Source organism: Mycoplasmopsis gallinacea (assembly GCF_900660495.1).
Lineage (GTDB): Bacteria > Bacillota_I > Bacilli_A > Mycoplasmatales > Metamycoplasmataceae > Mycoplasmopsis > Mycoplasmopsis gallinacea.
Genome location: NZ_LR214950.1, coordinates 415,670 through 439,802, shown reverse-complemented (window position 1 = coordinate 439,802; position 24,133 = coordinate 415,670). Strand labels below are relative to the sequence as shown.

General features: G+C 29.3%; 20 protein-coding genes, 2 tRNA genes and 1 pseudogene. 16 read left to right on the top strand and 7 right to left on the bottom strand.

Going from position 1 to position 24,133, the window contains the following annotated elements; genetic code table 4:
* Positions 1-22: 22 nt before the first annotated feature.
* The 13 genes from secY (at position 23) to EXC51_RS01605 (ending at position 7,862) form a co-directional block, all read left to right on the top strand.
* Positions 23-1,441 carry a preprotein translocase subunit SecY gene (gene secY / locus EXC51_RS01665; protein ID WP_129620223.1) on the top strand — a complete coding sequence of 473 codons (1,419 nt, stop codon included), beginning with the start codon at positions 23-25 and terminating at the stop codon, positions 1,439-1,441.
* Positions 1,435-2,091: an adenylate kinase family protein gene (locus EXC51_RS01660; RefSeq protein WP_129620222.1), complete on the top strand. Its 657-nt coding sequence runs from the start codon at positions 1,435-1,437 to the stop codon at positions 2,089-2,091. The genes secY and EXC51_RS01660 overlap by 7 nt, the downstream gene beginning before the upstream one ends.
* 51 nt (positions 2,092-2,142) lie before the next feature.
* Positions 2,143-2,892 (top strand): type I methionyl aminopeptidase, encoded by a 750-nt coding sequence (map, locus tag EXC51_RS01655; protein WP_129620221.1) that lies wholly within the window; start codon positions 2,143-2,145, stop codon positions 2,890-2,892.
* Between the two features lie 2 nt (positions 2,893-2,894).
* Complete coding sequence (infA, locus tag EXC51_RS01650; protein WP_129620220.1) at positions 2,895-3,110, top strand: translation initiation factor IF-1; 216 nt, start codon at positions 2,895-2,897, stop codon at positions 3,108-3,110.
* An 11-nt stretch (positions 3,111-3,121) separates the two neighbouring features.
* A complete protein-coding gene (gene rpmJ, locus EXC51_RS01645) occupies positions 3,122-3,235 on the top strand; it encodes a 50S ribosomal protein L36 (protein ID WP_129620659.1) in 114 nt (37 codons plus the stop codon).
* A 12-nt stretch (positions 3,236-3,247) separates the two neighbouring features.
* Positions 3,248-3,616: a 30S ribosomal protein S13 gene (rpsM, locus tag EXC51_RS01640; protein WP_129620219.1), complete on the top strand. Its 369-nt coding sequence runs from the start codon at positions 3,248-3,250 to the stop codon at positions 3,614-3,616.
* A 2-nt stretch (positions 3,617-3,618) separates the two neighbouring features.
* Positions 3,619-4,008 carry a 30S ribosomal protein S11 gene (gene rpsK, locus EXC51_RS01635; RefSeq protein WP_129620218.1) on the top strand — a complete coding sequence of 130 codons (390 nt, stop codon included), beginning with the start codon at positions 3,619-3,621 and terminating at the stop codon, positions 4,006-4,008.
* 23 nt (positions 4,009-4,031) lie between these two features.
* The gene (locus EXC51_RS01630) at positions 4,032-5,042 is read left to right on the top strand and encodes a DNA-directed RNA polymerase subunit alpha (RefSeq protein WP_129620217.1); all 1,011 of its coding nucleotides are present in this window, start codon (positions 4,032-4,034) and stop codon (positions 5,040-5,042) included.
* Between the two features lie 4 nt (positions 5,043-5,046).
* A complete protein-coding gene (gene rplQ / locus EXC51_RS01625) occupies positions 5,047-5,406 on the top strand; it encodes a 50S ribosomal protein L17 (protein WP_129620216.1) in 360 nt (119 codons plus the stop codon).
* A gap of 134 nt (positions 5,407-5,540) precedes the next feature.
* Positions 5,541-6,617 (top strand): peptide chain release factor 1, encoded by a 1,077-nt coding sequence (gene prfA, locus EXC51_RS01620; protein ID WP_129620215.1) that lies wholly within the window; start codon positions 5,541-5,543, stop codon positions 6,615-6,617.
* Position 6,618: 1 nt separating this feature from the next.
* Entirely contained in the window at positions 6,619-7,338 is a 720-nt protein-coding gene (gene prmC / locus EXC51_RS01615) for a peptide chain release factor N(5)-glutamine methyltransferase (protein WP_129620214.1), read from the top strand.
* Positions 7,339-7,349: 11 nt separating this feature from the next.
* A tRNA-Trp gene (locus EXC51_RS01610) sits at positions 7,350-7,423 on the top strand.
* Positions 7,424-7,559: 136 nt separating this feature from the next.
* The gene (locus tag EXC51_RS01605; RefSeq protein WP_129620213.1) at positions 7,560-7,862 is read left to right on the top strand and encodes a thioredoxin family protein; all 303 of its coding nucleotides are present in this window, start codon (positions 7,560-7,562) and stop codon (positions 7,860-7,862) included.
* Between the two features lie 214 nt (positions 7,863-8,076).
* Here EXC51_RS01605 and EXC51_RS01600 read toward each other — a convergent pair.
* A tRNA-Thr gene (locus tag EXC51_RS01600) sits at positions 8,077-8,152 on the bottom strand.
* Positions 8,153-8,197: 45 nt separating this feature from the next.
* Positions 8,198-8,779, bottom strand: a complete 582-nt coding sequence (locus EXC51_RS01595) for a class I SAM-dependent methyltransferase (RefSeq protein WP_223211666.1) — start codon at positions 8,777-8,779, stop codon at positions 8,198-8,200.
* Between the two features lie 153 nt (positions 8,780-8,932).
* Between EXC51_RS01595 and EXC51_RS01590 the strand changes: the two are divergent.
* Positions 8,933-10,560: pseudogene (locus EXC51_RS01590) on the top strand (IS1634 family transposase).
* Between the two features lie 182 nt (positions 10,561-10,742).
* Here the strand turns inward: EXC51_RS01590 and EXC51_RS01585 are convergent.
* Together EXC51_RS01585 and EXC51_RS01580 are read right to left on the bottom strand one after the other, a co-directional pair.
* Positions 10,743-15,698, bottom strand: a complete 4,956-nt coding sequence (locus tag EXC51_RS01585; protein WP_129620211.1) for a GA module-containing protein — start codon at positions 15,696-15,698, stop codon at positions 10,743-10,745.
* A gap of 389 nt (positions 15,699-16,087) precedes the next feature.
* Entirely contained in the window at positions 16,088-16,540 is a 453-nt protein-coding gene (locus tag EXC51_RS01580; RefSeq protein WP_129620210.1) for a hypothetical protein, read from the bottom strand.
* 168 nt (positions 16,541-16,708) lie between these two features.
* Here EXC51_RS01580 and EXC51_RS01575 point away from each other — a divergent pair, with 168 nt between their 5' ends.
* On the top strand, positions 16,709-17,323 hold the full coding sequence (locus EXC51_RS01575; protein ID WP_129620209.1) for a hypothetical protein: 615 nt from the start codon (positions 16,709-16,711) through the stop codon (positions 17,321-17,323).
* On the top strand, positions 17,251-17,886 hold the full coding sequence (locus EXC51_RS01570) for an IS30 family transposase (RefSeq protein ID WP_165001812.1): 636 nt from the start codon (positions 17,251-17,253) through the stop codon (positions 17,884-17,886). Before EXC51_RS01575 ends, EXC51_RS01570 begins: the two co-directional genes overlap by 73 nt.
* Before the next feature lie 747 nt (positions 17,887-18,633).
* Here the strand turns inward: EXC51_RS01570 and EXC51_RS01565 are convergent.
* From EXC51_RS01565 to EXC51_RS01555, 3 genes are all read right to left on the bottom strand, one after another.
* A complete protein-coding gene (locus tag EXC51_RS01565; RefSeq protein ID WP_129620207.1) occupies positions 18,634-20,502 on the bottom strand; it encodes an ABC transporter ATP-binding protein in 1,869 nt (622 codons plus the stop codon).
* Between the two features lie 10 nt (positions 20,503-20,512).
* Complete coding sequence (locus EXC51_RS01560) at positions 20,513-22,321, bottom strand: ABC transporter ATP-binding protein (RefSeq protein ID WP_129620206.1); 1,809 nt, start codon at positions 22,319-22,321, stop codon at positions 20,513-20,515.
* A gap of 172 nt (positions 22,322-22,493) precedes the next feature.
* Positions 22,494-23,855 carry an APC family permease gene (locus EXC51_RS01555; RefSeq protein ID WP_129620205.1) on the bottom strand — a complete coding sequence of 454 codons (1,362 nt, stop codon included), beginning with the start codon at positions 23,853-23,855 and terminating at the stop codon, positions 22,494-22,496.
* Between the last annotated feature and the right edge of the window lie 278 nt (positions 23,856-24,133).

Genomic DNA, 24,133 nt, shown 5'->3' with positions numbered 1-24,133 from the left:
AATAATTAAAGAAAGGGAGATTGTGCTACAAAACTTATCCTTTGCAATTTCTCGGCTTATTTATAAAGCAAGAAATAAGTGGGTAGATTTTTGAAGTACTAAAGATATTGCTAAAAAGATTTTTTATACACTCTTTTTATTGATTTTCTACATCATTGGTACAACAATTACTGCTCCGTATATCAAACTCAACACTGGCGAAAGTCTTGAGTCTAACTCATTTTTAAACACTTTAAACTTAGTAGGTGGTGGGGGACTTAGTCAGTTTTCAATTTTTGCATTAGGAATTAGTCCATTCATTAATGCATCACTTATTATGATGGTTCTTCAATCAAGAATTTGTCCACCAATTTACAAGCTAAGTCAAAGTGGTCCACAAGGAAGAAGAAAAATTAACATCATTACTCGTTTTATAACAGTGTTAATTGCTTATCCACAAGCTATCTTCTTAACTAAATCACTTTCAGCTGGTAAAAATCCTTTTATTACTTTTTATGCTGATAGTAATTTTAGTGAAGGGGTTTTAGTTTATTTCTTAGTTCCAATGATTTTGGTATCAGCATCTTTATTTGCTCTTTTTATCTCTGAGCAAATTACTAACAAAGGAATTGGTAATGGAACCAGTTTAATTATCTTCACAGGGATTGTAATGAGACTTCCAAACCAATTCAAAAGTGCATTCAACATCTTTATTGGTGATTTATCTAAAGGTGGAGATGTTATTGGAATTGTTTATTTTATTTTCTATTTATTTGTTTATCTTGCGACAATTATGATTATTGCTATAGTTTATAGCTCTGAGCGTCATATTCCAATTCAACAAATTGGAGCAGGTAGAAGTAAAAGCATTAAAGAGATGGGTAAAATGCCAATTAAGCTTAATCCGGCTGGAATTATGCCAGTAATTTTTGCGATGATGGTGCTTTCATTTCCAACTATGATTGCGAATATCTTGCCTGATGATAATGCATCAAAACAATGAATTAACTTGAATTTACAATTCACCCAACCAATTGGTTTTTCACTTTTATTAATTATTACTTTTGTTTTCTCACTCATTATGGGGATTCAACAATCTCGGGTAGATAAAGTGGCTGAAGATTTTGCAAAAAATTCAACCTTTATTCCTGGAGTGCGTCCTGGAGAAGAAACTCAAGATTATTTAATTGCAATTGTATTTAGATTAAGTATTTTCTCAGGAATTTATCTTGTAATTTTAGCTAGCATGCAGTTTGTGCAAATTATGACCGGAGTGCTTCAGCCAAGTATTGCCTTTGGTGGAACTGGACTTATGATTCTTGTGTCAGTTGCACTTGAAACAATTTCACAATTACAAGCTAGAAAGAAAACTACTAAACTTGCCAAAGCAAAACGTAATACTATCTCATCTATTTACTCAAATTCTAAAAAATATAAGAAAAATGAAGGTCTTTTATGATAAAAACAAATGTTATTTTTATGGGGCAACCTGGTGTTGGTAAAGGGACAGTTGCTGCTATTATTGCCGAAAAAAGCAATTTAAAACACGTATCAACAGGAAGTATTTTTAGAGAGCAAATCGCTAATAAAACTGAACTTGGTAAAAAAGTTGAATCAATTGTTACTTCAGGTGGTTATGTGCCTGATGATATTACTAACGCTATTGTTAAAGAAGCTGCTTTAAAACTTAATAGTGAAGGTAAATACTTTATTTTAGATGGATATCCAAGAACTATTGCTCAAGCTGAATTTCTTTCATCAATTAACGGATTAGACTTTGTGGTAGTTGAATTAACTGTTGATAAAGAAGTTATTTTAGAGCGTCTTGGTGGAAGAAGAAGCTGTCCAAGTTGTCAAGCTGGATACCATGTGAAATTTAAACCAAGTCGTGATAATGTGACTTGTGATAATTGTGGAACTGAACTTATTACAAGAAAAGATGATGCTCCAGAAGCTATTATCAAAAGATTAGATATTTACAATAGTCAAACTCAGCCACTTATTGATTATTACAAAGCTAAAGGTACAATGCATACTTTTGACGCTTCAGAATCTCCAGAAAAAGTTGCTGAAAAAGTTCTTAATTTACTTGAAAAAAATGGTAAAATTTAAACTACTTTATGATATAAAGCGACATTCTAAAGTGGTTAAGTAAGGAATGATATGAAGAATTTAGTTAAAAAACCTCATGAAATTCAAAAAATCACTAAAGCATGTCAAATCTTGGCGGAAGTAAAACAAATTGTTTATGACTTTGTAAGTCCAGGGGTTTCTTTAAAAGAGATTGATCAATTAGCTTTTAAAGAAATAGTTAAGCGAGGAGCTAAACCTGCCTTCCTTGGTTTATACGGCTTTCCCGCAACAGCTTGCATATCTGTTAATGATGAATTGATCCATGGAATTCCTTCTGATTATGTAGTCAAAGAAGGTGATCTTATTAGTGTAGATCTTGGCTGCATTTGAGAAGGATACAATAGCGATAGCGCTTTCACTAAAGGGGTAGGCAAAATTGCTCCAAGTGACCAAAAATTAATCGATGTAGCTAAAGGAGCTTTTCAAGCCGGACTAGCTGCAATTAAAAAAGGCGCACATATTGGTGATATTTCGCATGCTATTGGACAATATATTAAAAAACACAATTTATATACTCCTGATGAGTTTTGTGGACATGGAATTGGTAAAAACCTTCATGAAGATCCAAATGTTCATAATGATGGTAAAAAAGGAACTGGTCCGCTTTTAAAAGATGGAATGGTTATATGCATAGAACCAATGATTACTCAAACTCAAAAAATAAGAATTTTAGATGATGGTTGAACTGTTGTTAGTGATGATGGTTCAAATACATCACATTACGAACATACTGTGCTAATTAAAGACGGTAAGGGAGTAGTTCTTACGAAAGGAATTTAATTTTGGCAAAAGATGCTATCAAATTAAGAGCCGTTGTAAAAGAAGCTTATTCGACTGATCTTTATTCAGTTGAACTTGAAAACGGCGCAATTATTAAAGCTCACATTTCAGGTAAAATGAGAGTAAATCACATAAGAATATTACCTGGTGATGAAGTTGATGTAGAAATAAGTCCTTATGATTTAACACAAGGACGTATTACATATCGTCACAAATAAAAAGGAGAATGATGAAAGTTAGAGCTAGTGTTAAAGCTATGTGTAAAGATTGTAAAATCATTAAACGTAAAGGAATTATCCGTGTAATTTGTGTTCAACCAAAACACAAACAAAGACAAGGATAGAAAGAGGAAATAATGGCTAGAATTTTAAACGTTGAAATTCCTAATGATAAACGTGTTGTTATTTCATTAACATACATTTATGGTATTGGAAAAACAAGAGCAGCTGAAATTTGTGCAAAAGCAAATGTCGATGTAAATGCTCGTGTTAAAACTCTTTCAAAAGAAGAATTATCAAGAATCCGTGAAGCAGCTAAAGCATATACAACAGAAGGTGACTTACGTAGAGAAACAAGTTTAAACATCAAACGTTTAATGGAAATTAAATGCTACCGTGGGATTAGACACCGTAAAGGATTACCTGTACGTGGACAATCTACTCAAAAGAATGCTCGTACACGTAAAGGTCCTAGAAAAACAGTTGCTGGAAAGAAAGGTAAATAATTATGGCACGTAAAAGTAAGAAAAAAAATGTGACAACTGGTGTTGCACACATTCACTCAACAAACCAAAATACAATTGTTACTTTCACAGATGAACAAGGTAATGTAATTGCTTGAAGTTCAGCTGGAGCAATCGGTTACAAAGGGACTAAAAAGAAAACTCCATATGCTGCAGGACTTGCTGCACAAGCTGCAACAGAAGCTGCTAAAGAACACGGGATGAAATCTGTAAGAGTTGAACTTAAAGGACTTGGATCAGGAAAAGACGCTGCTAGAAAACAAATCGAAGTTTCAGGAATCACAGTTACTGAAATTAAAGACGTTACACCTACACCACACAATGGAACAAGACCTCCAAAACGTGTTCTTAAACGTGAACGTATGAAAAAATAATTTGTAACGAAAGAAGGTAAACAATGGAAAAAATGAGAAAACTTGATTATCTTGAGATTCCAAGTATCAGAGAAACTAATGATTATGAAACAACATTTTCACTCAAAAATTTAGAAAGAGGTTTTGGTAATACACTTGGTGTAGCATTAAGAAGAGTTCTTCTTTCAAGTGTTACTTCACTTGCGCCTTTTGCTGTTAGAATTGAAGGTGTTGAACACGAATTCGGTGTTATTAAAGATGTTAAAGAAGATATTCCACAAATTTTAATGAACTTAAGAAATGTTCGTTTCAATTACAACCCAGAAATTATTCAAGAAGATGAATTTGTTAAAGTTGTGCTTAATACAGAAGATTTTGCAGGAACAACAATTACTTCTAGACAATTAGAAGCTGTTGATAATCCAACTGTGGAAGTAACTGATCATTCTATCCACATTGCTGAAGTATCTTCACCTGAAGCATTAAAACTTGAAATTTTCCTTCGTAGTGGGCGTGGATACGTTTCATTTGAAGAAAACAAAAAATTCATTGACAAACACATGACAGAATTAAATTCACACATCAAAAAAGGTCAATTTATTGCTGTTGATTCTAATTTCTCACCAATTAAAAAAGTGAAATATGAAGTAAGTGAACTTAACTCATCTTCACCTAAAATTGAAGAAGCGCTTGATTTTACAATCACAACAGATGGAACAATCAAAGCTAAAGATGCTCTTAAAGAAGCATGTGAAATTTTAATTGCTCACTTTAAAGTTATTGGTGCTGTGGAAAACATGAACATCGAATTATTCAAAGAAGAAGAAAAACCAAAAGAAGATGATAAAGATGATGATATTAACATCAATCAATTAAATCTTTCAGTACGTTCACTTAATGCTTTAAAACGTATTGGTAAAACAAAACTTAGTGAAGTTGCTGAACTTACATATGAACAACTTGAGGCAACCAAAAACCTTGGTAAAAAATCATTAGATGAAATTGTTGAAAAACTTAATGAATACGGTTACAAATTAAGAGAAGAAGGAGAATAGTAATATGGCTAATCCAAAACAAATATATTCACGTGATACAAAATGAAGAAAAGGTGTAATGCGTTCACTTGTAAGTGAACTTTACGTTAATGGAAGAATTACAACAACATTAACAAGAGCTAAAGAAGTTAGAAGACACGCAGAAAGAATGATCCAAAAAGCTAAAAATCCTACATTACAAAATGTACGTATGATTGCAAGTTTTGTTCGTCCAATCAAAAAAGATAACCAACCAGTTTTATCATATTTAGTTAAAGAAATCGCACCTAAATACAAAGATCGTAATGGTGGATACACAAGAATTATCAAATTACCTAAACGTTTAGGTGACAACACACGTATGGCTATTATCGAATTAGTTTAATCATTTTCACATCGCTTTAATAATTGAAACTTATAAACTCTAAGTGCCTTGCATTTAGGGTTTTTCTTACTTTTAAAGTGCTTTAGACATTAAATTTACCCGCTAATTATTGAATATGTTAAAATATATTAACTATGGAAAATACAATGTATAAATCATTAATGCAAATTAAAGAAAAACATCAAGAATTAGAACAATCTCTAGCTAACCCAGAGATTATTTCAGATATTAAAAAATACACCAAACTTTCAAAAGAAATCAATTCAATTGCTGATATTGTTGATGCTTTTAATCAATATTTACAAGCTGAAGCAAACTTGCAAAATGCTAAAGAAATGCTTGGAATGGATGATGAAGAAATGGTGACTCTAGCTAAAATGGAAATTACAGAAGCTGAAGCATCAATGAAAAAACTTCACGAAGAGCTCAAAATTTTAATTCTCCCTAAAGATGAAAATGATGCTCGGGACGTTATTATTGAAATTAGAGGAGCAGCTGGCGGAGATGAAGCAAATATTTTTGCTGGTGATCTTTACCGTATGTACACTAAATGATGTGCTCAAAATGGACTTAAAGCTACCCTTCTTTCTTCTCAAGATGCTGATGGTGGTGGTTTTTCATTAATTAGTTTTTCAGTGCAAGGAGATAAACCTTATTCTAAATTAAAATTTGAAAGCGGTGTGCATAGGGTGCAAAGAATTCCAGTAACAGAAACCAAAGGAAGAGTGCACACTTCCACAGCAACTGTTACAGTTATGCCTGAAATTGATGATGATATTGAAGTTGAAATTAAATCTGAAGATATTAGAATTGATGTTTTCCGTTCAAGTGGTAATGGTGGTCAATCAGTTAATACCACCGATTCAGCTGTGCGTATCACCCACTTCCCAAGTGGAATCGTAGTTTCTTGTCAAGATGGTAAAAACCAAATTCAAAATAAAGAAACAGCAATGCGTATGCTTAAATCTAAACTTTATGATATTGAACTTCAAAAGAAACTTGAAGAAGAATCTGGATACCGTAAGCTTGCTGGTTCAGGAGCTAGAAGTGAAAAAATTAGAACTTATAACTACCCACAAGATAGAGTTACTGACCACAGAATTGGTTATTCAACTAGCCTTTCACCAGTTATGGAAGGAAAATTAAACTCAATTATTGAAGCTCTTTTAACTGAAGAACAAAACGAAAAAATCAAAGAAGCGGGTATTTAATTTGCCTACTAAAGAAGATCTTTTACTTGAGAAAAAAAGATATGGACTTTCGCAAGAAGTATCTAAAGAAGAATTAAAGATGCTTAGCGAAAATACTCCGGTTCAAAAAATCATTGGATATGTTGATTATTTAGATGTAAAAATTGATTTATCAAAAAAAGTGTTAATTCCTAGATATGAAACCATTGAATTAGTTTTATGAGCTAATGAAATTATTCAACAAAATAATTACCAAAGTGTTTTAGATTTATGCACCGGAAGTGGATTTATTGCTTTAGCAATTAAAAAAGCTAACCCAAGCGTAAATGTATCTGCTTCTGATATTGATTTAGAAGCAATTGAACAAACTAAAATCAACGCAGATAAAAATGACCTTAAAATTAGCGTAATTGCATCAGATTTATTCGACAGCTTACAAGGTAATAAATTTGATTTAATTGTGTCTAACCCGCCTTATTTGGCCTTTTATGAGCATTTAGAGAAATCAGTTCTCCAACATGAACCGCTTCACGCTCTTTTTGCTGATGAACAAGGTTTATATTTTTACAAACAAATCTTAGAGCAAGCTCCAAATTATTTAAATCCAAATGGAACACTTTTATTTGAAATAAACCCACTTCATTTAGCTTTTTGAGAATCACTAGATTCAGCTAAATATGACCTAGAAATTAAAAAAGACTTATTTGGCATGTACCGAATGGTTAAAATTCAGCTTAAATAATCTTTTTTTACGGGGGTTTGGTATAATGGCATTACAGTAGTCTCCAAAACTTTTGATAAGGGTTCGATTCCTTTAACCCCCGCCAAGTTTATAAGAGTAGCAATGCTACTTTTTTTATTACGAAATATCAAAAAGTTAATTTTTTACTTATTTTTTCATAAAAAATTAACTTTTTGATATTTTAATATATAATTATTATATAAATTACAAAGGAGATACCTATGTTAATTCATTCAACATACGAAAATATTAAAGATAAACTTGATAAAGGGTTAAAAATTGTAGTGTTTCACGCTAAATGATGTGGTGCATGTAGAATGCTTGCTCCAGTTCTTGAGCAAGTAGCAGAAGAAGGGGAAACAATCATTAAAATTGATGTCGATGAAGATAGAACTTTTGCGGCTGCAAATAATGTATCTTCTATTCCTTACATTTTAATTTATAAAGATGGTGTTATTGTAGATAAATTATTAGGATATAGACCATACGAGCAACTCAAAGAAGAAATTGCAAAACACAAATAATTAGTTATAGCTGCACCTTGCAGCTTTTTATAAACAAAAACCAGAAAGATCTTAAACTAGGACATTAAATATATGTATATAACGATATTTATGCCCTAGTTTTTCATATTTTTATTTGAGTTCCTTTAATTGTATCTGTAATAGATACAATCATTAAGCAAAAAATAAAAATAGCAACATGAAATTTGCTATTTTTAAGGACATAAAAATGAAATGGTGCCGACAACTGGACTTGAACCAGCGACCCCTTCCTTACCATGGAAGTGCTCTGCCTGCTGAGCTATGACGGCTTTTGCTAATATATTATAGCAAATAAATTTTAAACGCATAACCCTTTAAGGTTTTTTAATTATGTAATAAACAGCATTATCCGAGAAGATTTTTGCTTCTTTAGTTTCAAGGGCAAATTCGTCTCTTTTAGAAGCAAAAATAGGTTTTGGAAGATTGATTTGCTCTAACATTTGAAAAATTTCTTCTTTTTCATAATGACAAAGCACACCTAATTTATTATCAATTTGATAAGAAATATCGGATTTTCTTTCATGTTCATTACTTAAATTGTTTTTAATAAAGTTTTCACGATTAATATCTCCAGAAATTGTAGGAGCTGTAAAAACTAAATAACCATCACTTTTAAGTGCGTTATATGCATTTAAAAGTGCTTTTTTCTTATTATCATGACCTGGAATAGTCATAAGTGAATTGAATGTAAAAAAGCATAAATTGTAATGTGAATGTTTTAAGATATCTTTTTCAGTTAGGTCAGCTTTAGTAAAAGTGATGTTGTTGATACCCATTTTAGTTGCTAAATCATTACCAATTTGAATCGATTTATCCGAAAGATCATAACAATCAATTTGGTAGCTAGGATAGATTTTATTTGCCCCAAATGCAAATCTGCCAGGTCCTGAACCTAAATCAGCTATAAGAGCTGCTTTAGGTAATCCTGAGTTTCCAAGTTGAGCCTATTTTTTAGGCTCATTTTTTTATACATATATCAAAGATATATGAGCTAAAGAAAAAAATATTTTTTTACTTACATTACATACATAAAATGATATAATAAGAGCATGAGTTACAGTTTATGCAAGAAAAAACAAAATGGAAAATATTATTTAGTTTTAGCTATTTCTAAAGGTTTTAAAAAAGGTTATGGAAATCAGATTGGTCTAGGATACTGAGAAGATATCAAAGAAAAGTATGGATTATCTTCAATTGAAGATATGAAAGAAATAGCAAAAAAAGTAGATACATCTTTAGATAAAGCTGTTGCAAAAGAAGAATTTTTTAAATTATTAAAACCCACTTCTGTAAAAACAAGTATCCAAAATATTGGAGTTGATTTAATTTATAAAGTTATTAAAGAATTAAATTTATTTTCAGCATTACCAAAAAGTAAACATAAATCGTTAGAAGAGGTTTTGGAATTTTTCATAGCAACTAGAATTATCCTTCCAAGAAGCTATATGTCACAATATAAAAATAAAAGTGATTTTATAAATGATATTAATGTTAAAAAATCATCAATATATAACTATCTTGATGTTATTTTCGAAAATAAGAATTCTGTTTTAGTCAATTTATTTCAAAAAATAAATGAATTTACAAATCGTAACAATAAAGTTTTTCACTTCGATAACACAACAGTTTATTTTGAAAGCTTTACAAGAGAAGGAATAAGAAAAAACGGTTTTTCAAAAGACGGAAAACACAATGAAGATCAAGTAGTCATAGCAATGGCTGTAGATGAAAACGGAATACCAATACACTATAAAGTTTTTCCAGGTAACACAGCTGATGGTAAAACAATGTTATCCTTCGTTTTAGAACTTCAATCAATCTATAAAATAAAGGATATTACAATAGTTGCAGATCGTGGAATAAATAACAACACAAACTTACGTTTCCTAGAACAAAAAGGAATTAAATATATATTTCAAAAAAGATTAGATACATTAAGTATTGGGATGAAAAAATTCATTCTTGAAGACAAACATTATGTTTTTAGAGATGAAATGTTTTGAAAAGAACAAATTGTTGAATCTATTTGAAATAAAAATAGATTTAACGGTAAATACAGAAAATGATGTGTGTTTTTCAGTCCTGGAAAAAGACTTTAGATAAATTAAGAAGAAATAATTTTATTGATAAATTGAATAAGAAAACTGTAAATGGAGAACTACCACTTAGTTCTTTAGTTCCAGAATATAAAAAGAAATACATGGACATTGATGGCAAAACAGTGGGTAAATTAAATTGAGAGAAAATTAAGAAAAAAGAATCTGAAGATGGTTTTTACATTATTGAAACCAATATTCTAGATTTAACACCAGAAAAAGCTAATGAAATTTACAGAAAACAATGAAAAGTAGAAGAAAATTTCAGAACATTAAAATCTTCTTTACAAGTTAGACCTGTTTTTGTTCATAATGAACAGCATATACTTGCGCATCTTTTGTTATGTTTCATTGCTCTTGTTGTTTTAAAATACTGTCTTTACAAATTAAAGAAATATTATGAAATCAATGGAGAAGTACAAAAAGTGACGTTAGATTTATTTGTGGATTCATTAAGAATGATGACTATAACAAAAAAAGAAGTAAATGGAAAAGTGGTACAAGAAATAATTAATGATTTGGATGAAAACCATAAAGAAAATATAAAAATTTATAAAGATTTTATCGCATGTATGAGTTAATTCTATGTGTGTAATTTTAAATATAAAAAACGAATACACCTTATTTATAGATGTATTCGTTTTTTATAGTGTATCAACTTGGAAACTCAGGATTTATTTGCTTTAATATCAGTAAAATCGCAAACAAAAACACAAAATAGCATAAGCTAAATTGTGTTTATATAATTAATTTAGTTTCTTAATTAGTTATCTTTTTTACGTTTTTTAGCAAAACCAATACCAAAAATTATAACCGCTGCTGTAAGAAGCACACCACCCATAATAACTAATCATTTTAATGCTGCCGCTGAACCAACTTTTAATGAATCAACTTTGGTTTTGTAAGCGCTATAAAGAACTTTTGAAATTCCTTCTGAGCTTAATTTAGATAATTGTTGTTTTTCATTTGCTGAAACTTTTGATTTTTTAGAAACAATTTCAAAGAATTTGTCTTGTTCTATTTGTTTAGCGAAGTTTACATATTGTTCAGGAGCAACTTGTTTTAAGTTTTCCATATTTTGTTCAAATGCTTCTTTATTTGCACTTAAAATAGCATCAACTAATCCAATTTCTGCTTCAGATAATTTTACAAATACTTCTTGATGTCTGATTAATCTGTCCCTTTGAAGAACTACTCTAGGGTCAGTAGCTACAAAAGCTAGATTTTCTTTAATAGAATTTTCAAGATTTTTCTTTTTATCATTGTAATCTTTATTAGATACTGATGAAGCTTGATATTTAGTTAAAGCATCATTAATACCATTTAATGATTTTAATAACTTAACTAAATTAAGGTAATCATTATTATTTAAATGAATATTACTAATTTGATCAATGATTGAATCAAGTTTTTCATTAGTTAAGTTTTCATTTTCATCACTTAATAAATCGCTAATTGAAGCGTCTAAATTATTAATATTTTCTTTTGCTTCATTTAATTCTTCTTCGCTATTGTAAGTGCTATTTTTAATGTGTTCTTTTAACTGAGCTTTATCTTCTTCTGAAAGATTTTCTTTTTCATCAATTAAATCGATAAGTTTTTGTTTTTTATCATTTTTATCAAGAGCATCTTTGTAAATGTTGTAAATTTGATCATCATCTTCTTGGTGTTTGTTGATTTCACTAATAAATTTTTCTTTTTCTTTATTGTTAAGATTTGGAAGATTATTAATTTTGTTTTTAAGATCTTCTTTGTTGTTTTGGATTTTTAAAAGAGCATCTTTAATTGTGTTTATTGCTTCCTTGATTTGATTAAGAGTTTGATTATCTTTATTTTTTAAGACTTTTTCACCATTTGCAATTGCATTATTGTATTGTTCTTGTTTTTGTGCTGATGAGTTTTGGAATTTTTCATCATTTTTAACATCCGCAGCACCATTTACTAAGTTTTGAAGTTCATTTACTTTATTTTGACGGTTAGTTTTTCCGTTTAAAGCAGCAAAATCATTTTTTAGTGTAGCTAAAAGAGCATTTACTTCATCATTAGATAAGTTTTTACCGTTTTGTTTATTTAAAGCTTGTTTTGCTTTGTTATATGAAGTTACGAAATTAGTTTTAAGTCTTGAATCAGCATCGACGTAATTTAAATCAACTAATGGATCACTTCCATTACCTTTCTGAATTTGCTTTTTAATGAAATCGCTAAGAGCTTTCATAGAACCATTAACATCATTTGCTTCTTTAAGAACTTCATCAACTGATTTATCTAAAGTTTCTTCATGAGGAGCAATTGTTGTTACATTATTTAATTGCTCTTTTAATGCTTTTTTTTGAGCATTATTTAAGTATTCAAGAGCTTCAATTGCACTTGCTGCATTTGTTTTAGATTCAGCAAGATGGGTTTTAGCACTATTTTTTAAATTCTCAATTGCATCTTGAGTTTGTTTTTTAAGCTTGTCAATTTCAGCATTAATTAATTCAAGATTATCAAGGTTATAAAACGGTTCATCATTAGTTGCATCATTTAGAAATTTAGTATTTTTCTCAATTTGATCATCAAATGCTTTCTTAAATGCATTTGTAGCATTTTCATAATCAAGTCCATTTTTAGCTGCATTGGCTTTAACTTGTTTTTGAACAAGTTCACCCATTTTAGCTGAAAGTGCATCAATTATAGTGTTGATTTTGTTTAATTCATCATTACTTTTAGCTTTGTTGATTTTATCTAAAAGAATTTGTTTTTCAACTGGAGAAAGAGCAGAATCAGCGCTAACTTTAGAAATTAATTCATTTCTTAAAATGTCACTAGATACACCATCAAGAGCTTCTCTTTCATTTTTAAGATCTTCTTTAAGTTTTGTAGATTGTTCTAAAGTTAAATTATCATTTACTTTGCCACTAACTTCATTAAATTTAGTATCAAAATCATTTTTAACTTTAACTGAAGCATTGTAATATTTATCATTATTTTTAATTGCTTCAGAAGCTGCAATTTCTTCTTTTAAATATTTCATTGCATTGTCAAGATCTTTAGCTGTACCAATGTAATTATTTTCGCTTGATCCTACAATAGTTTCAATGTCACTTAGTGTATTTTTAGAATTAATCAAAGCAATTAAAGCATCTTTTTGAGCCTGATTTAAATTAGGGAAAAATTGCGGATTATTAATTGCATTAATCGCGTTATCTTTAGCTGTTTGAAGATTTGTATTTCCATCAAGTTTATTTAAAGCGGTTTCTAGTTTAGTTACAAAATCTGTAACTTTTTCTAAACTATCTCCAACTGTGTTTAAATTATCTTTAGCATTTTTTAGCGCATTATCTAAAGTTGCTTTTTTATCACTTGTAGCTTGATCATAATTAGTGTAGTTTTGATCTTCAGAATTTGTTGCTTTTTGACCTGAAGTAATTAATTCTCTAAGTTTTTGCATTTTCTCATTAAGAAGATTTGCACTTCCTTTAGAACCGTTTTCTTCAATTTTAATTAAAGCTTTGACTTGTTCTACTGTATGAGCTTCACTGATTTTGTTTGAAATTAAAGTTTTTTGACTCTCATTTAAGTGTGTTAATTTTGCTAATTCTTCTTTACCTTTTGCTTTAGCATCATTAAGAGTTTTATCACCATTAAGAGCATCTAAAGCATTTCTTAAATTAGTAATTAAAGTTGTAATTTGCTTTTTATCTACTGATGTATTAGCTCGACTTAGAGCTGCTAAAGCGTTATCAAAATTAGGTTTTTTATCACCTGTAGATAATTTATAGTTATTTGTTTTTTTAGCTTTTTCCGCAGCAGCTTTTAATGAGGTTAATTGCTTCATTAACTGATTTATTGAATCACCTTTTGAAGAAGTAGTTTTAAAGCTACTTACTTTATCAGCGTCTTTAGCATTAGCCTCAGCCATTTTATCTTGAATTTCTTTGTTTAATTTAGTTTTTTGGTCTTTGGTTAAATTGGTAAAAGTTGCAATTTTTTCTAATGAATTGTAGTATTCTCAAAGAGTTTTTACTTCATCAATTAGCCCTTGAACCTCTCTTTTATTTAAGTTTTGACTAATCTTTGTTGAAATATTATTTAAAACTTCATCAAACACAGCTTTGTATTTTTGATCATAATTAGCAAAATTTTCACCATTTCTAAGGTTTCTTGCTTTTTCATAAAGATCTTTTAATTCACCCATTTTGTCATCAAGATCTTTAATTTCACCTGTATTATTTTCTGTATCTAAAAGTTTTTTAAGATCATTAGCATCATTTATAGTTTTAAGTTTATTGATGTAGAACTCTTTTTGAACGGTATTTAAGTACTTGAATTCTTTCAGTTTTTGTCTCAGGTTTTCTTTTTGCAATTTAAGATCGTTAATTACATATTTCACTTCAAAAATTAAACGGTTTGAATCATTTGGATCAACTTTAGATGTTGTGATGATATCTCAAATATCTTCTTCAGAAATTGAAATTGTTGGTTTTAATTGTCAAGTTTCAAAAATATTTTTATTTTGTCCATTGTATTGAGTTGTTCAGAAAGTAGGATTTGCAGCTTTATCAAAAGAATTGTAAATACGTGAATATCAAGTATCGACATTATTTCTTTGTCCGTTATCACTTAAAGTAATTGACTGTTCAGGGACAATAGCTTCTTCTAATCCGTTTCCTGCAGGTCTTACCAATTGATATGAAACTGAATTAGGTAATTTGTATTTTGAATCTTTTTCCTTGAATTCTTTGATATCAATTGAATAATTTTGACGATTAGGATTTACATCTGCGGCTTTTCAGTTAAAACTATAAACATCAACATTTTTATCATATGTTGTTCAACCAGCCATTACATAAGCTAATCCACCAGTATTTTTCTTATCAAACATCAATTGATTTTTACGAGTTTTGAATGTAATTTTAAATCAGTTTTGATCGTTGAAATCTAATGTAGGTTTTGGGCCGGTGTTGTAACCAAAACCAAGAATTGTACCTACGTTATCTCGGAATTTTTTACTCATTTGTCAATTATTGGGTCAGTTCTTACCTGACTTAACAGTTCCATCAACAATTGATTTAGGTGGATATCAAAATCTATTACCACCTTTTTTATTTATAAGATCTTCAAGTTCACTTCTTCAGTTGTCTATAAAGTAAGCTCTAATTGGTTGCGAATCTGCACTAGCACCGTGACGTCAATCAGTTAAAAGATCTTCATATATAGGATTAGGTTTTCAAGTAGGTTCTAATCTTTTTCGATCATCACCTTCTCAAGTAACAAGTGAAGATGTTCATCTGTTGTAGCTAGTTAAATAACCTAATCATTCTGAATTATATTTGTTTGGAATAGGAATATCTTTAACAATATTATTCATCTTAAACTCAAGATTCTCAAGATCATTTGTGATTCTTGGAGCTTTTAGTTTTTCATAAACTTCTTCAGATTGAGTGCTTTTATAAACTGTAATTTCTACACTGTCTTCCACAAATTCTAGCGCTTTAGATAATACAATACCAAAGCGTGGTGAACTGCTTCACATATCAAAATCATACCCCTCGATTTGTAAGAATGGTGCGATTCGGTTAAATGTAACTTCTCACTCTTGCTCGCTTTCGTATCAAAGATCTTGATTTTCTAATTTATTATCTCTTTCACCTTTCATTTTGATGGTTGCAATAGAATAATCTTTATCACCATAAAGAGTTCTTTCAAAACCTTGGTTAAAGTAATAGTTGCTTTTCAAAGTACCGTCTTTGAAGCTCGATTGTAATTTTCGTTGCAACACGGGCAGGTTCAAAAACACAAGAAAAAAAGCACGGCTAAATGTCACACTTTTTTTCTTGTGTTTTTGTTTCCTTGGTTTTTGTGATTTTTTATAAAGGAAAAAATAATTAATGAAAAAAGCAATTTATTTCAAAAACAACGGCAAAGCAGTGTTTATTTAAGAGATATTGCGCTTTTATTAAAAATTATAAAATTAAAGATTTTTCAAAAGGCAGAAAGTGGAAAAGAACAAACAAAAGAGAAAAAAAGCAACAAAAATACCATTCCCTATTGCATTAGGAACGGTATTTTTGTTGCGTTGGAGATTAAACTCAAGTACGAAATATGGATGTGTCCATATTTCGTGGCCTATGATACGTAATATCCAAAACGACCAAGTGCGCTTGCAAGAGTAGAAACTTGCTCCGCTGACAGCGCTGAGTTTTTATTTGACACGGCATTTCCACTAAGAGTAATAAAGTCTTGTTTAACCCCCTCGGCAAGTAATTTATTAACTTCGCCTGGGAAAAGTGTTTGTGTTAATACTCCAAGTAAAATTCCAGATGCTACAACTACTAATACCGCACCACCAATTTTAACAAAAAGTCCTTTTTTAGATTGATGTTGCTCAGTTGAGAATTTGTATTTTAATCCTCAGTAAATAGATAAAACAATTGCAATTGCTATAATAACCGGAAGAACATACATTAAAACAAGTTTTGCAATAGAATATCCTCTAATGGATGTAATTCAAAGTTCTTTCGCCTTTGCATTTGTTCAATCATAATCTGTTTCAAAATAACGGATAACTTGTGTAATCATTTATTTTTTCTCCTTTGTTTTAATAGTTTTTTTTCTTTAATAAATTTTTTTAGGATCGTATTTTTAATATAAATTAGAAAAGTCACACGCAAATTTAATGCATGTGACTTTTTTGTGTCCATTGTGTAAAATAATAATGCTTGCAAAGAAAGGACACATTTTTATTATATGAAAAAATTGATAGATTTATCTAAACTAAATATTATTTGTGTAAAAAATAATGCTGAAAACTCACGTCACTTTATCATAAAAGAAACAGATGATGAGATAAAACGTCTTCACTCAAATGTTTCTTCTAAAAGATTGCTTAGAGATAAACAAATATCTATACTATTAATGTGAGAAATTATTTTAAAAGTTCTAGTGTTGAATTCAATATCAAAAGCAGCGAAATATTTTGGTTATCAATCTAGAACAATTAAACAAAAAATGGCAATAATGATTGAAAAAAATGACTATCATAAAAGCTTAAAAAATAAATTTATTTGCAAAAATTGTGGAGACAAAATTTTTATAACTAAATTTCTCTCCTTTAGAAAATTAGCAAATCATTTACTCAGTTATAAAACTAAAAGGTTAATGATAGTGTCAGAATCACAAAAAAATAAGTGAAGTTACTTCAAGAAATATTGAAACGATGTAACTAAAGAATTAAGAAAAAAGCAAGCAAAAACTCTAAAAACATTAAATGTAAAATGTCTGTGAAATTTATGGTCAACTCGTTCAAACAAACAAATCCAGATACTTTTTGTCCTACATTTAGCACAATTTACAAAGCTCTAAAGCAACAAAGAATAAAGCTTCCTCTTGACCCGCTTTTATATTTATCAAGAGGTGGCTATACAAAAACTACATTAAAGCAAGGTAAAAAATCCTTGATACACGCTAGAGACCTAAAATATAGACCTGAAGAAGCGGATTTAAGGCTAGAAAAAGGGCATTTTGAAGCTGATACAGTAATAGGTAAAAGAGAAGATAAGTTTGTTCTTTTTACACTTTTAGACCGTAAAACTAGAGAGTTATATATCGCTTTAACCAAAAGAGATGCAAAATCAATTAACAAAGCATTAAAAATGTTAATAAGAAAATACAATCTTGAAATAAAGACTTTGACAGTAGATAATGGTAGCGAAAACACACTTCTTCATAAAGTGGTAGGTAAGAAAAAATTATTTAAATGTAAACCTTATGCTTCATATCAAAAAGGTTCAATTGAAAATGCTCATAGATACATTAGAAGATTTATTCCGAAGGGTAAAAGTTTCAATTCACTCACACAAGAATATGTGTTTTGACTCAAAGAACAAATCGATGAATACAAAAGAATATTAGCGATAGAAAATTAAAATTAATATCGATAAATGCTAAGTTCAAGATTGACGACCTAAACTAAATTTATGTGAATAAAACCTATTTTTTGTGTAAATGTCAGTTTAAATAAGAATAGTCTTGTAATGACAGTCTTTTGTTACAAATACATTAATTGCGTTGGCACGCGGCCTTCTTTTCTTTTCTTTCGCAGAAAAGAAGCAAAAGAACTTCAAAATTAATATGGGTAAAAGGGAAACTTTGGTCTTTGAGACCTAAACTAGATTTTAGTGACTGAAGCCCATTTAATGTGAAATGCTATTTTTTTGCGGTGTTGTGCTATGTCTATCTTTAGACACAGATTCAATGATTGTGCTGCCGCACGGGCCTCCTTTTCTTTCGCAGAAAAGAAGCAAAAGAACTTCAAAATTTATAAGAAAACAAGCCACAAGGGCTTGCGCTTTTGATTTTGCTTTTGTCACTATTTCTTCATTTTTTGCACTAATTTTTTTATAATTTAAACATTAAAAAAGCATTGTTATTTTTTACCACTTAACTTGCGCGTCACTTTTCCAATTTTTAGATCGTATTTTTAAAGATATTATCTCCTTATGAAAGTATATTTCAATATAATTATATGAGTCTTAAATAAGTCAGAAAACCGTTTTTTTTTTTTTTTTTTGTTATAGCAAACATAAGTATAAGATAGTAATATTTGCTCAAATTTTAAAGGAATTTAGCACACTTAAACAATGAAAATAAAAGCAGGAATTCCCCTGCTTTTCTTATTTGAATTGAGCGCTGTAAAGAGATTCGTAAAATCCTTTTTGAGCAAGAAGTTCTTCATGAGTTCCTTCTTCAATGATTTTTCCAGCATCAATAACTAAAATTTTGTCAGCATTTTTAATGGTGCTAAGACGGTGAGCGATAATAAATGAAGTGCGATTTTTCATAAGCTCTAGCATCGCTTTTTGGATAATAATTTCAGTTTGAGAGTCAATATTTGAAGTAGCTTCATCTAAAATTACGATATTTCGATTTGAAAGCATCGCTCTAGTAATTGCAATAAGTTGTCTTTGGCCTTGAGAGATGTTGTTTCCGTTACTTTCAATCACTGTATCATATCCATTTTTCATAGTTTCGATAAAGTGATGCGCATTAGTTAATTTAGCTGCAGCAATCATTTGTTCATCAGAAATATTTGGATTAGCAATTTTAAGATTATATCTAATGGTTTCATTAAATAAAAACGAGTCTTGCAAGATAACAGTCATATTATCTCTTAGATTTTCAGTTTTAATTTCATTAAGTTCATAACCATCAATTAAAATGCTTCCTTTGTTATAATCATACATTTTACTTAAAAGGTTAATAATTGTGGTTTTTCCAGCTCCAGTTGGTCCAACAATAGCAATTGTTTGGCCTTGCTTAACTTTAAAACTAGCATCATTTAATTGTCAATTTTCAAGGTTTTCATTATATTTGAAAAAAACATTTTTAAATATGATTTCACCTTTAACTTCTCTATCTAAGGTGTATTTTTCTTTACTTAAATCAGGTTCTTTTAATTCAGTTAGGCGATGCACTCTTTTTGATGAAGCAATTCCAACTTGAACATTAAAAGCTAAGCTTAAAAGGTTTTGAAATGGTCCCATAAAGTTTCAATTAAGTGAAACGTAAGTAATAATAAGTGAAGGAGTAGCAATCCCACTTTCTGAAGATCCAAAAAATGGAAGTCCTCACATTGAAACTTTATTAATGTAGAAAATAGCTGCAATTCCTGAAATAATTAAGATAATAAGGTTTGAAATTAAGTTATATCAGGTTTCAAAGCTACGCGCAATAGTATCACCTTTAAATGCAATTTGACGAATTGTTTTAGTAATTTTTTTAAGGTTGCTAAAAACAAATTTTTGTTGATTAAATGAATTAGTAACCATTGTATTATTAAGTGATTCTTCGACAAAAGCATTAAGCAAACCAAAGGTATTTTGAGTTTGAGTAAAGTATTTCTGTGCTTTTTGAATAATTAAAAACACTGAAAAGAATAAAACTAATGTTAATGGAATAACTATTAATGAAAGTTTAAGCGAAATAAGGCAAAGGAAAATACCTGAAAAAATAATGTTAAAGCAGCTACTAAAAATTTGACTAGTGATTTGAAAAAGTGAATTACCAACGTTGTTAACATCATTAATTAATGATGAAATTAAATCACCAGCCTTTTGTGAATCATAGTATTTAATAGGCATTTTATAAAGTTTATGCATAATTTTTAAACGTAAGTTAGTTGCTGCAATAAATGAAGCTTTAACATAAAAAAGAGCTTCTAAATATTTAAAAATACCATATAAAATAAACATTAAAGCAAGGCAAGAAAGGAAAATAAAGAATTGATTTCATTGGAAAATTGGCACTGCACCATTTATATATGGTTCAAAATAAAGATGCAAAATTTGCCCAATTAAAATACTTCCCGCAGTGTAAGCAAGTGAGTTTAAAATTGCAAAAAGTAGACCTAAATAGTAATATTTCTTACTTTCTTTTAAATACGATCAAAGAACTTTAAACACCTTCAAAGAAGAAAGGTTATTACTTTTAGAGCTAGAATGAGCTATTTCTTGTCTAACTTTTTCTAAAGTTAATTTTTCCATTTTTCTCCTTTTATTGTTCTAATTGATTATGGTAAATTTCTCTGTATCACTTACATTCTTTAGTTAGCTGTTCGTGTTTTCCTTTTGCAATAATTTCGCCTGCGTTAATGACTAAAATTTCATCAGAATGCTTAATTGAGTTAATTTTTTGTGAAATGATAATTGTGGTGCAATCGTAATATTTTTTAATGTTTTCAATTAGCTTTTTAGTAGTTAAATTATCTAAAGCACTAGTTGAATCATCTAGAATTAAAATTTTCGGATTTACTAAAAGTGAACGGGCAATTGAAAGCCTTTGTTTTTGGCCACCAGAAAGGTTTTTCCCTCTTTGATACACCGGATGATCCAGTCCATCATCAAAGCGATAAACAAAATCAATAGAACAAGACGCAGTTAAAGCTTTACTAATTTCTTCTGCAGTTGCATCTGGCTTAGCAAAAAGTAAATTCGATCTAATTGTACCTGCAAAAAGCTGCGATTCTTGATAAACAATAGCTAATGATTCGCTTAAATCTTTTGAATTAATTTGATTAAGTTCTTTATCATTAATTAAAATGCTTCCTTCGGTATATTTAAGGTTATTGGCAATTAATGTTCCAATTGTAGTTTTACCACTGCCGGTTGGACCAATTATTCCTAAAGTTTTTCCTCCATTAACTTTAAAGTTAATGTTTTTTAAGATGTATTCGGGTGAATTTTTATAGTATTTAAAGTTAAAATCTTTAAATTCAACTGAGAAATCTTTAGTAGGTAAAGATTTATCTAAAGTAAGTCCATTAGCTACATTTAAATCATCATAAGGCTTTTCTAAAATCTCAACAATTCTTCCGGCACTAGTTTTAGCTCTAAAAAGAATTCCTAAAAATTGTGAAAGCATTAAGATACCAAATGAAATAAGTACTTCATATTCAATAAAAACGTTAATTGTGGCAAAAAATTGTCTTTTATCACCGCTAATGTCATTTAAATTGTATGCAGCAATATAGTAAATAGCAACAATAACAAGGTTGATAATCGCAAAAAAGGCTGGGTTTCCAATTGCAAAATAGCTAAAAGTTTTAATTTCCACACTTGATCACCTTTTGTTTGCTAAATCAAACTTGTGTTTTTGTTTTTGTTCTAAATTGTAAGTTTTAATAAGTTTTGAACCAATAATTGATTCTTCTACTTCTTTAGTAATTTGGTCTAAGTTTTTTCTATTTTTCTTAATCAGTGGATTTACTAATTTAAAAATAAGTAAAAGCACAAACACAAGAACCGGGACAACCCCAATAGCTGCTCAAGAAAGATTTACATCAGTTAAAAATGAAAATACTACCCCGACAATGATAAAAAATGGAGCACGTACTAATGAACTTGAAGCACTCATTAAAAAGTCTCAAAAGATGGCAACATCATCATTAATTCTAGTAATTAAAGTTTCGGTTTTAAGTTCTGCAATATCTTTAATGCTTAATTTTTGATACTTTTCAAATAAAGTGTTTCTTAAATGGTTTGAACTAAGCTCGCCAGCATAAGTAGTAATTAGCACGCTACCAATTGATGTAATCAACCCAAAAACAATCATTAAAATAACAATAATAATTAGTTTGGTAATTGCCTGGGCTTGCGTATTTGAAGGGAATAAATTAACCTTGTTAAATAGCACTATGTAATAAGTTTGACTAGCTTCATTTGAGCTAGGAGCAATCAATGAAAGAAACTGACTAAGCAAAATTGGCAAAAACATCGTAATAACAACGTTAATTAAAATCAAAATAATACCTATTAAAAATAGAGTTTTTACTTTTTTTGGCAAGAGTTTAAATACCTTTATCATAATAAACCTCCTTTGGTATTTATTTGATTTATTTTGCTTTTAGATAGCATAATTAACCTTATACATTAATAATTTTTAAATTATAACACTTTAAAATTAAAGATTCAATAATTCTAAATTTTAGAGCAGAAAGCAAAAAGTTACGCACCTTTTGCACGCAACTTAAAGCTAGCTATTTGTTAAATTTAGCTATAACAAATAAAATTCCACCAATGATTAATGAAGCTAGATACGAAACTAAAACAATAGTATTTTCAACACTTCAGGAATGACCTACAATCATTGGGAATAGGTAAATAACAATTAAGCTAATAAGCAAAATCATCACTAAATAATAGATGATTTTTTCATATCAAGGAATTGTAATTACCTTATTTTTGCGTTCTAAAATTAGCGCTGTGATGAAAGTGAGCACATATTGAACTAAAAATGAAATCGTTCCTATCTCGATAACTGAAAGGAAGAAGTTTTTAAGATTTAAAAACTCAGGAAGAGCCCAAAACACTATTAATGAAAAAATAGTAAGTCCAAGCGAAAAATAAATAGCATTGCGATATTCACCACGTGAATTAGTTTTGATTAAGAATTTAGGCAAATATCCATCTTCTGCAAGCGGAATTAATTGCCTTGAATTAACTAAGACAGTTGAAATTTTTGATGAAATTTGATTAAAAATAGTCCCAATTACAAAAATAACAAGTCCAGTAATTGATCAGGTTTTAAGGAAAATATTACTAAATTGCCCATTTAAAACGCTTGAGTTTATCCCTAAAAGTACTAAGTAAAATACCAAGTAAAACCCAACAATAAATCCGAAAGATAAAAAGAGCACTTTTTTAATTTTATTAGTTTGCGCATCCTTAGTCATTGCAGCAATACTTTCAAAACCACCAAAAGCATACATAAATGAAATTACTGAGCTTGAAATTAAATAAGCATATTCACTTTTAGGTTTATCAATTAACCCGCTAAAATTGGTTGAGTAACTTGGGTTTTTAAAAGCTAAATAAACTGACAGTAGAAGTGCTAAAAAGATAATGGTTCATTTAATAATTGCTGAAAGATAGATAACTTTTGTGCTTAATTTGAGCCCAAATGTGGAAATAAACATAAGCAAAATATAAAATAAAAATGAAATTCCTCTAACAATTGAAATTACCATTTGATTATCAGTAACTACCGAAATTGCAGTAGCTAAAAATAATGGTCCAGCTGCTGAAAGAATTGGCCCTTGCATAAATTGACTTCAACCAACTCAAAAAGCAAATAATTTCTTAGCTTTAGAATCCCCTATCTTTTTGGCATAGTAATATGATCCGCCATATTCTTCGCTATATACTGCTGCTAATCTTGAAAAAACTAGAACAATTCCTAAGGTAATAAATGAAGTTAATAAAATAGTTAATAAACCTAGAGCTTTTAAATTAGTAATAGTCAAAATGGTGCTAACAAAACCAAATCCCACTATGAAGTTAATTGTGAAGAAAATGAAGTTTTTCTCACTGAAAGCTTTTATGCTTGATTGTGTGTTCATGGATATAATTTTAATGCAAAAAGTTTAAAAAAGAAATGAAAAGTAAGCTTTTTTGTTATTTTTGGTTTTATAAACTTTTTTCACCTAGCTATTAAAAAGCCTAATTTTTATAAATGCTAATGCCTAAATAAGATATAAAAAAATCGTTTCTAAAACTTTTAATTTTACTTAAGAAAATGTCGATAATTTAAGTATGTTTTTAGCAGTGGATTCAAAACTTTTTAAGAGCAAAATTGTTGGATAAAATGATTATCGATTTTTTACATTTTGGTAAAATT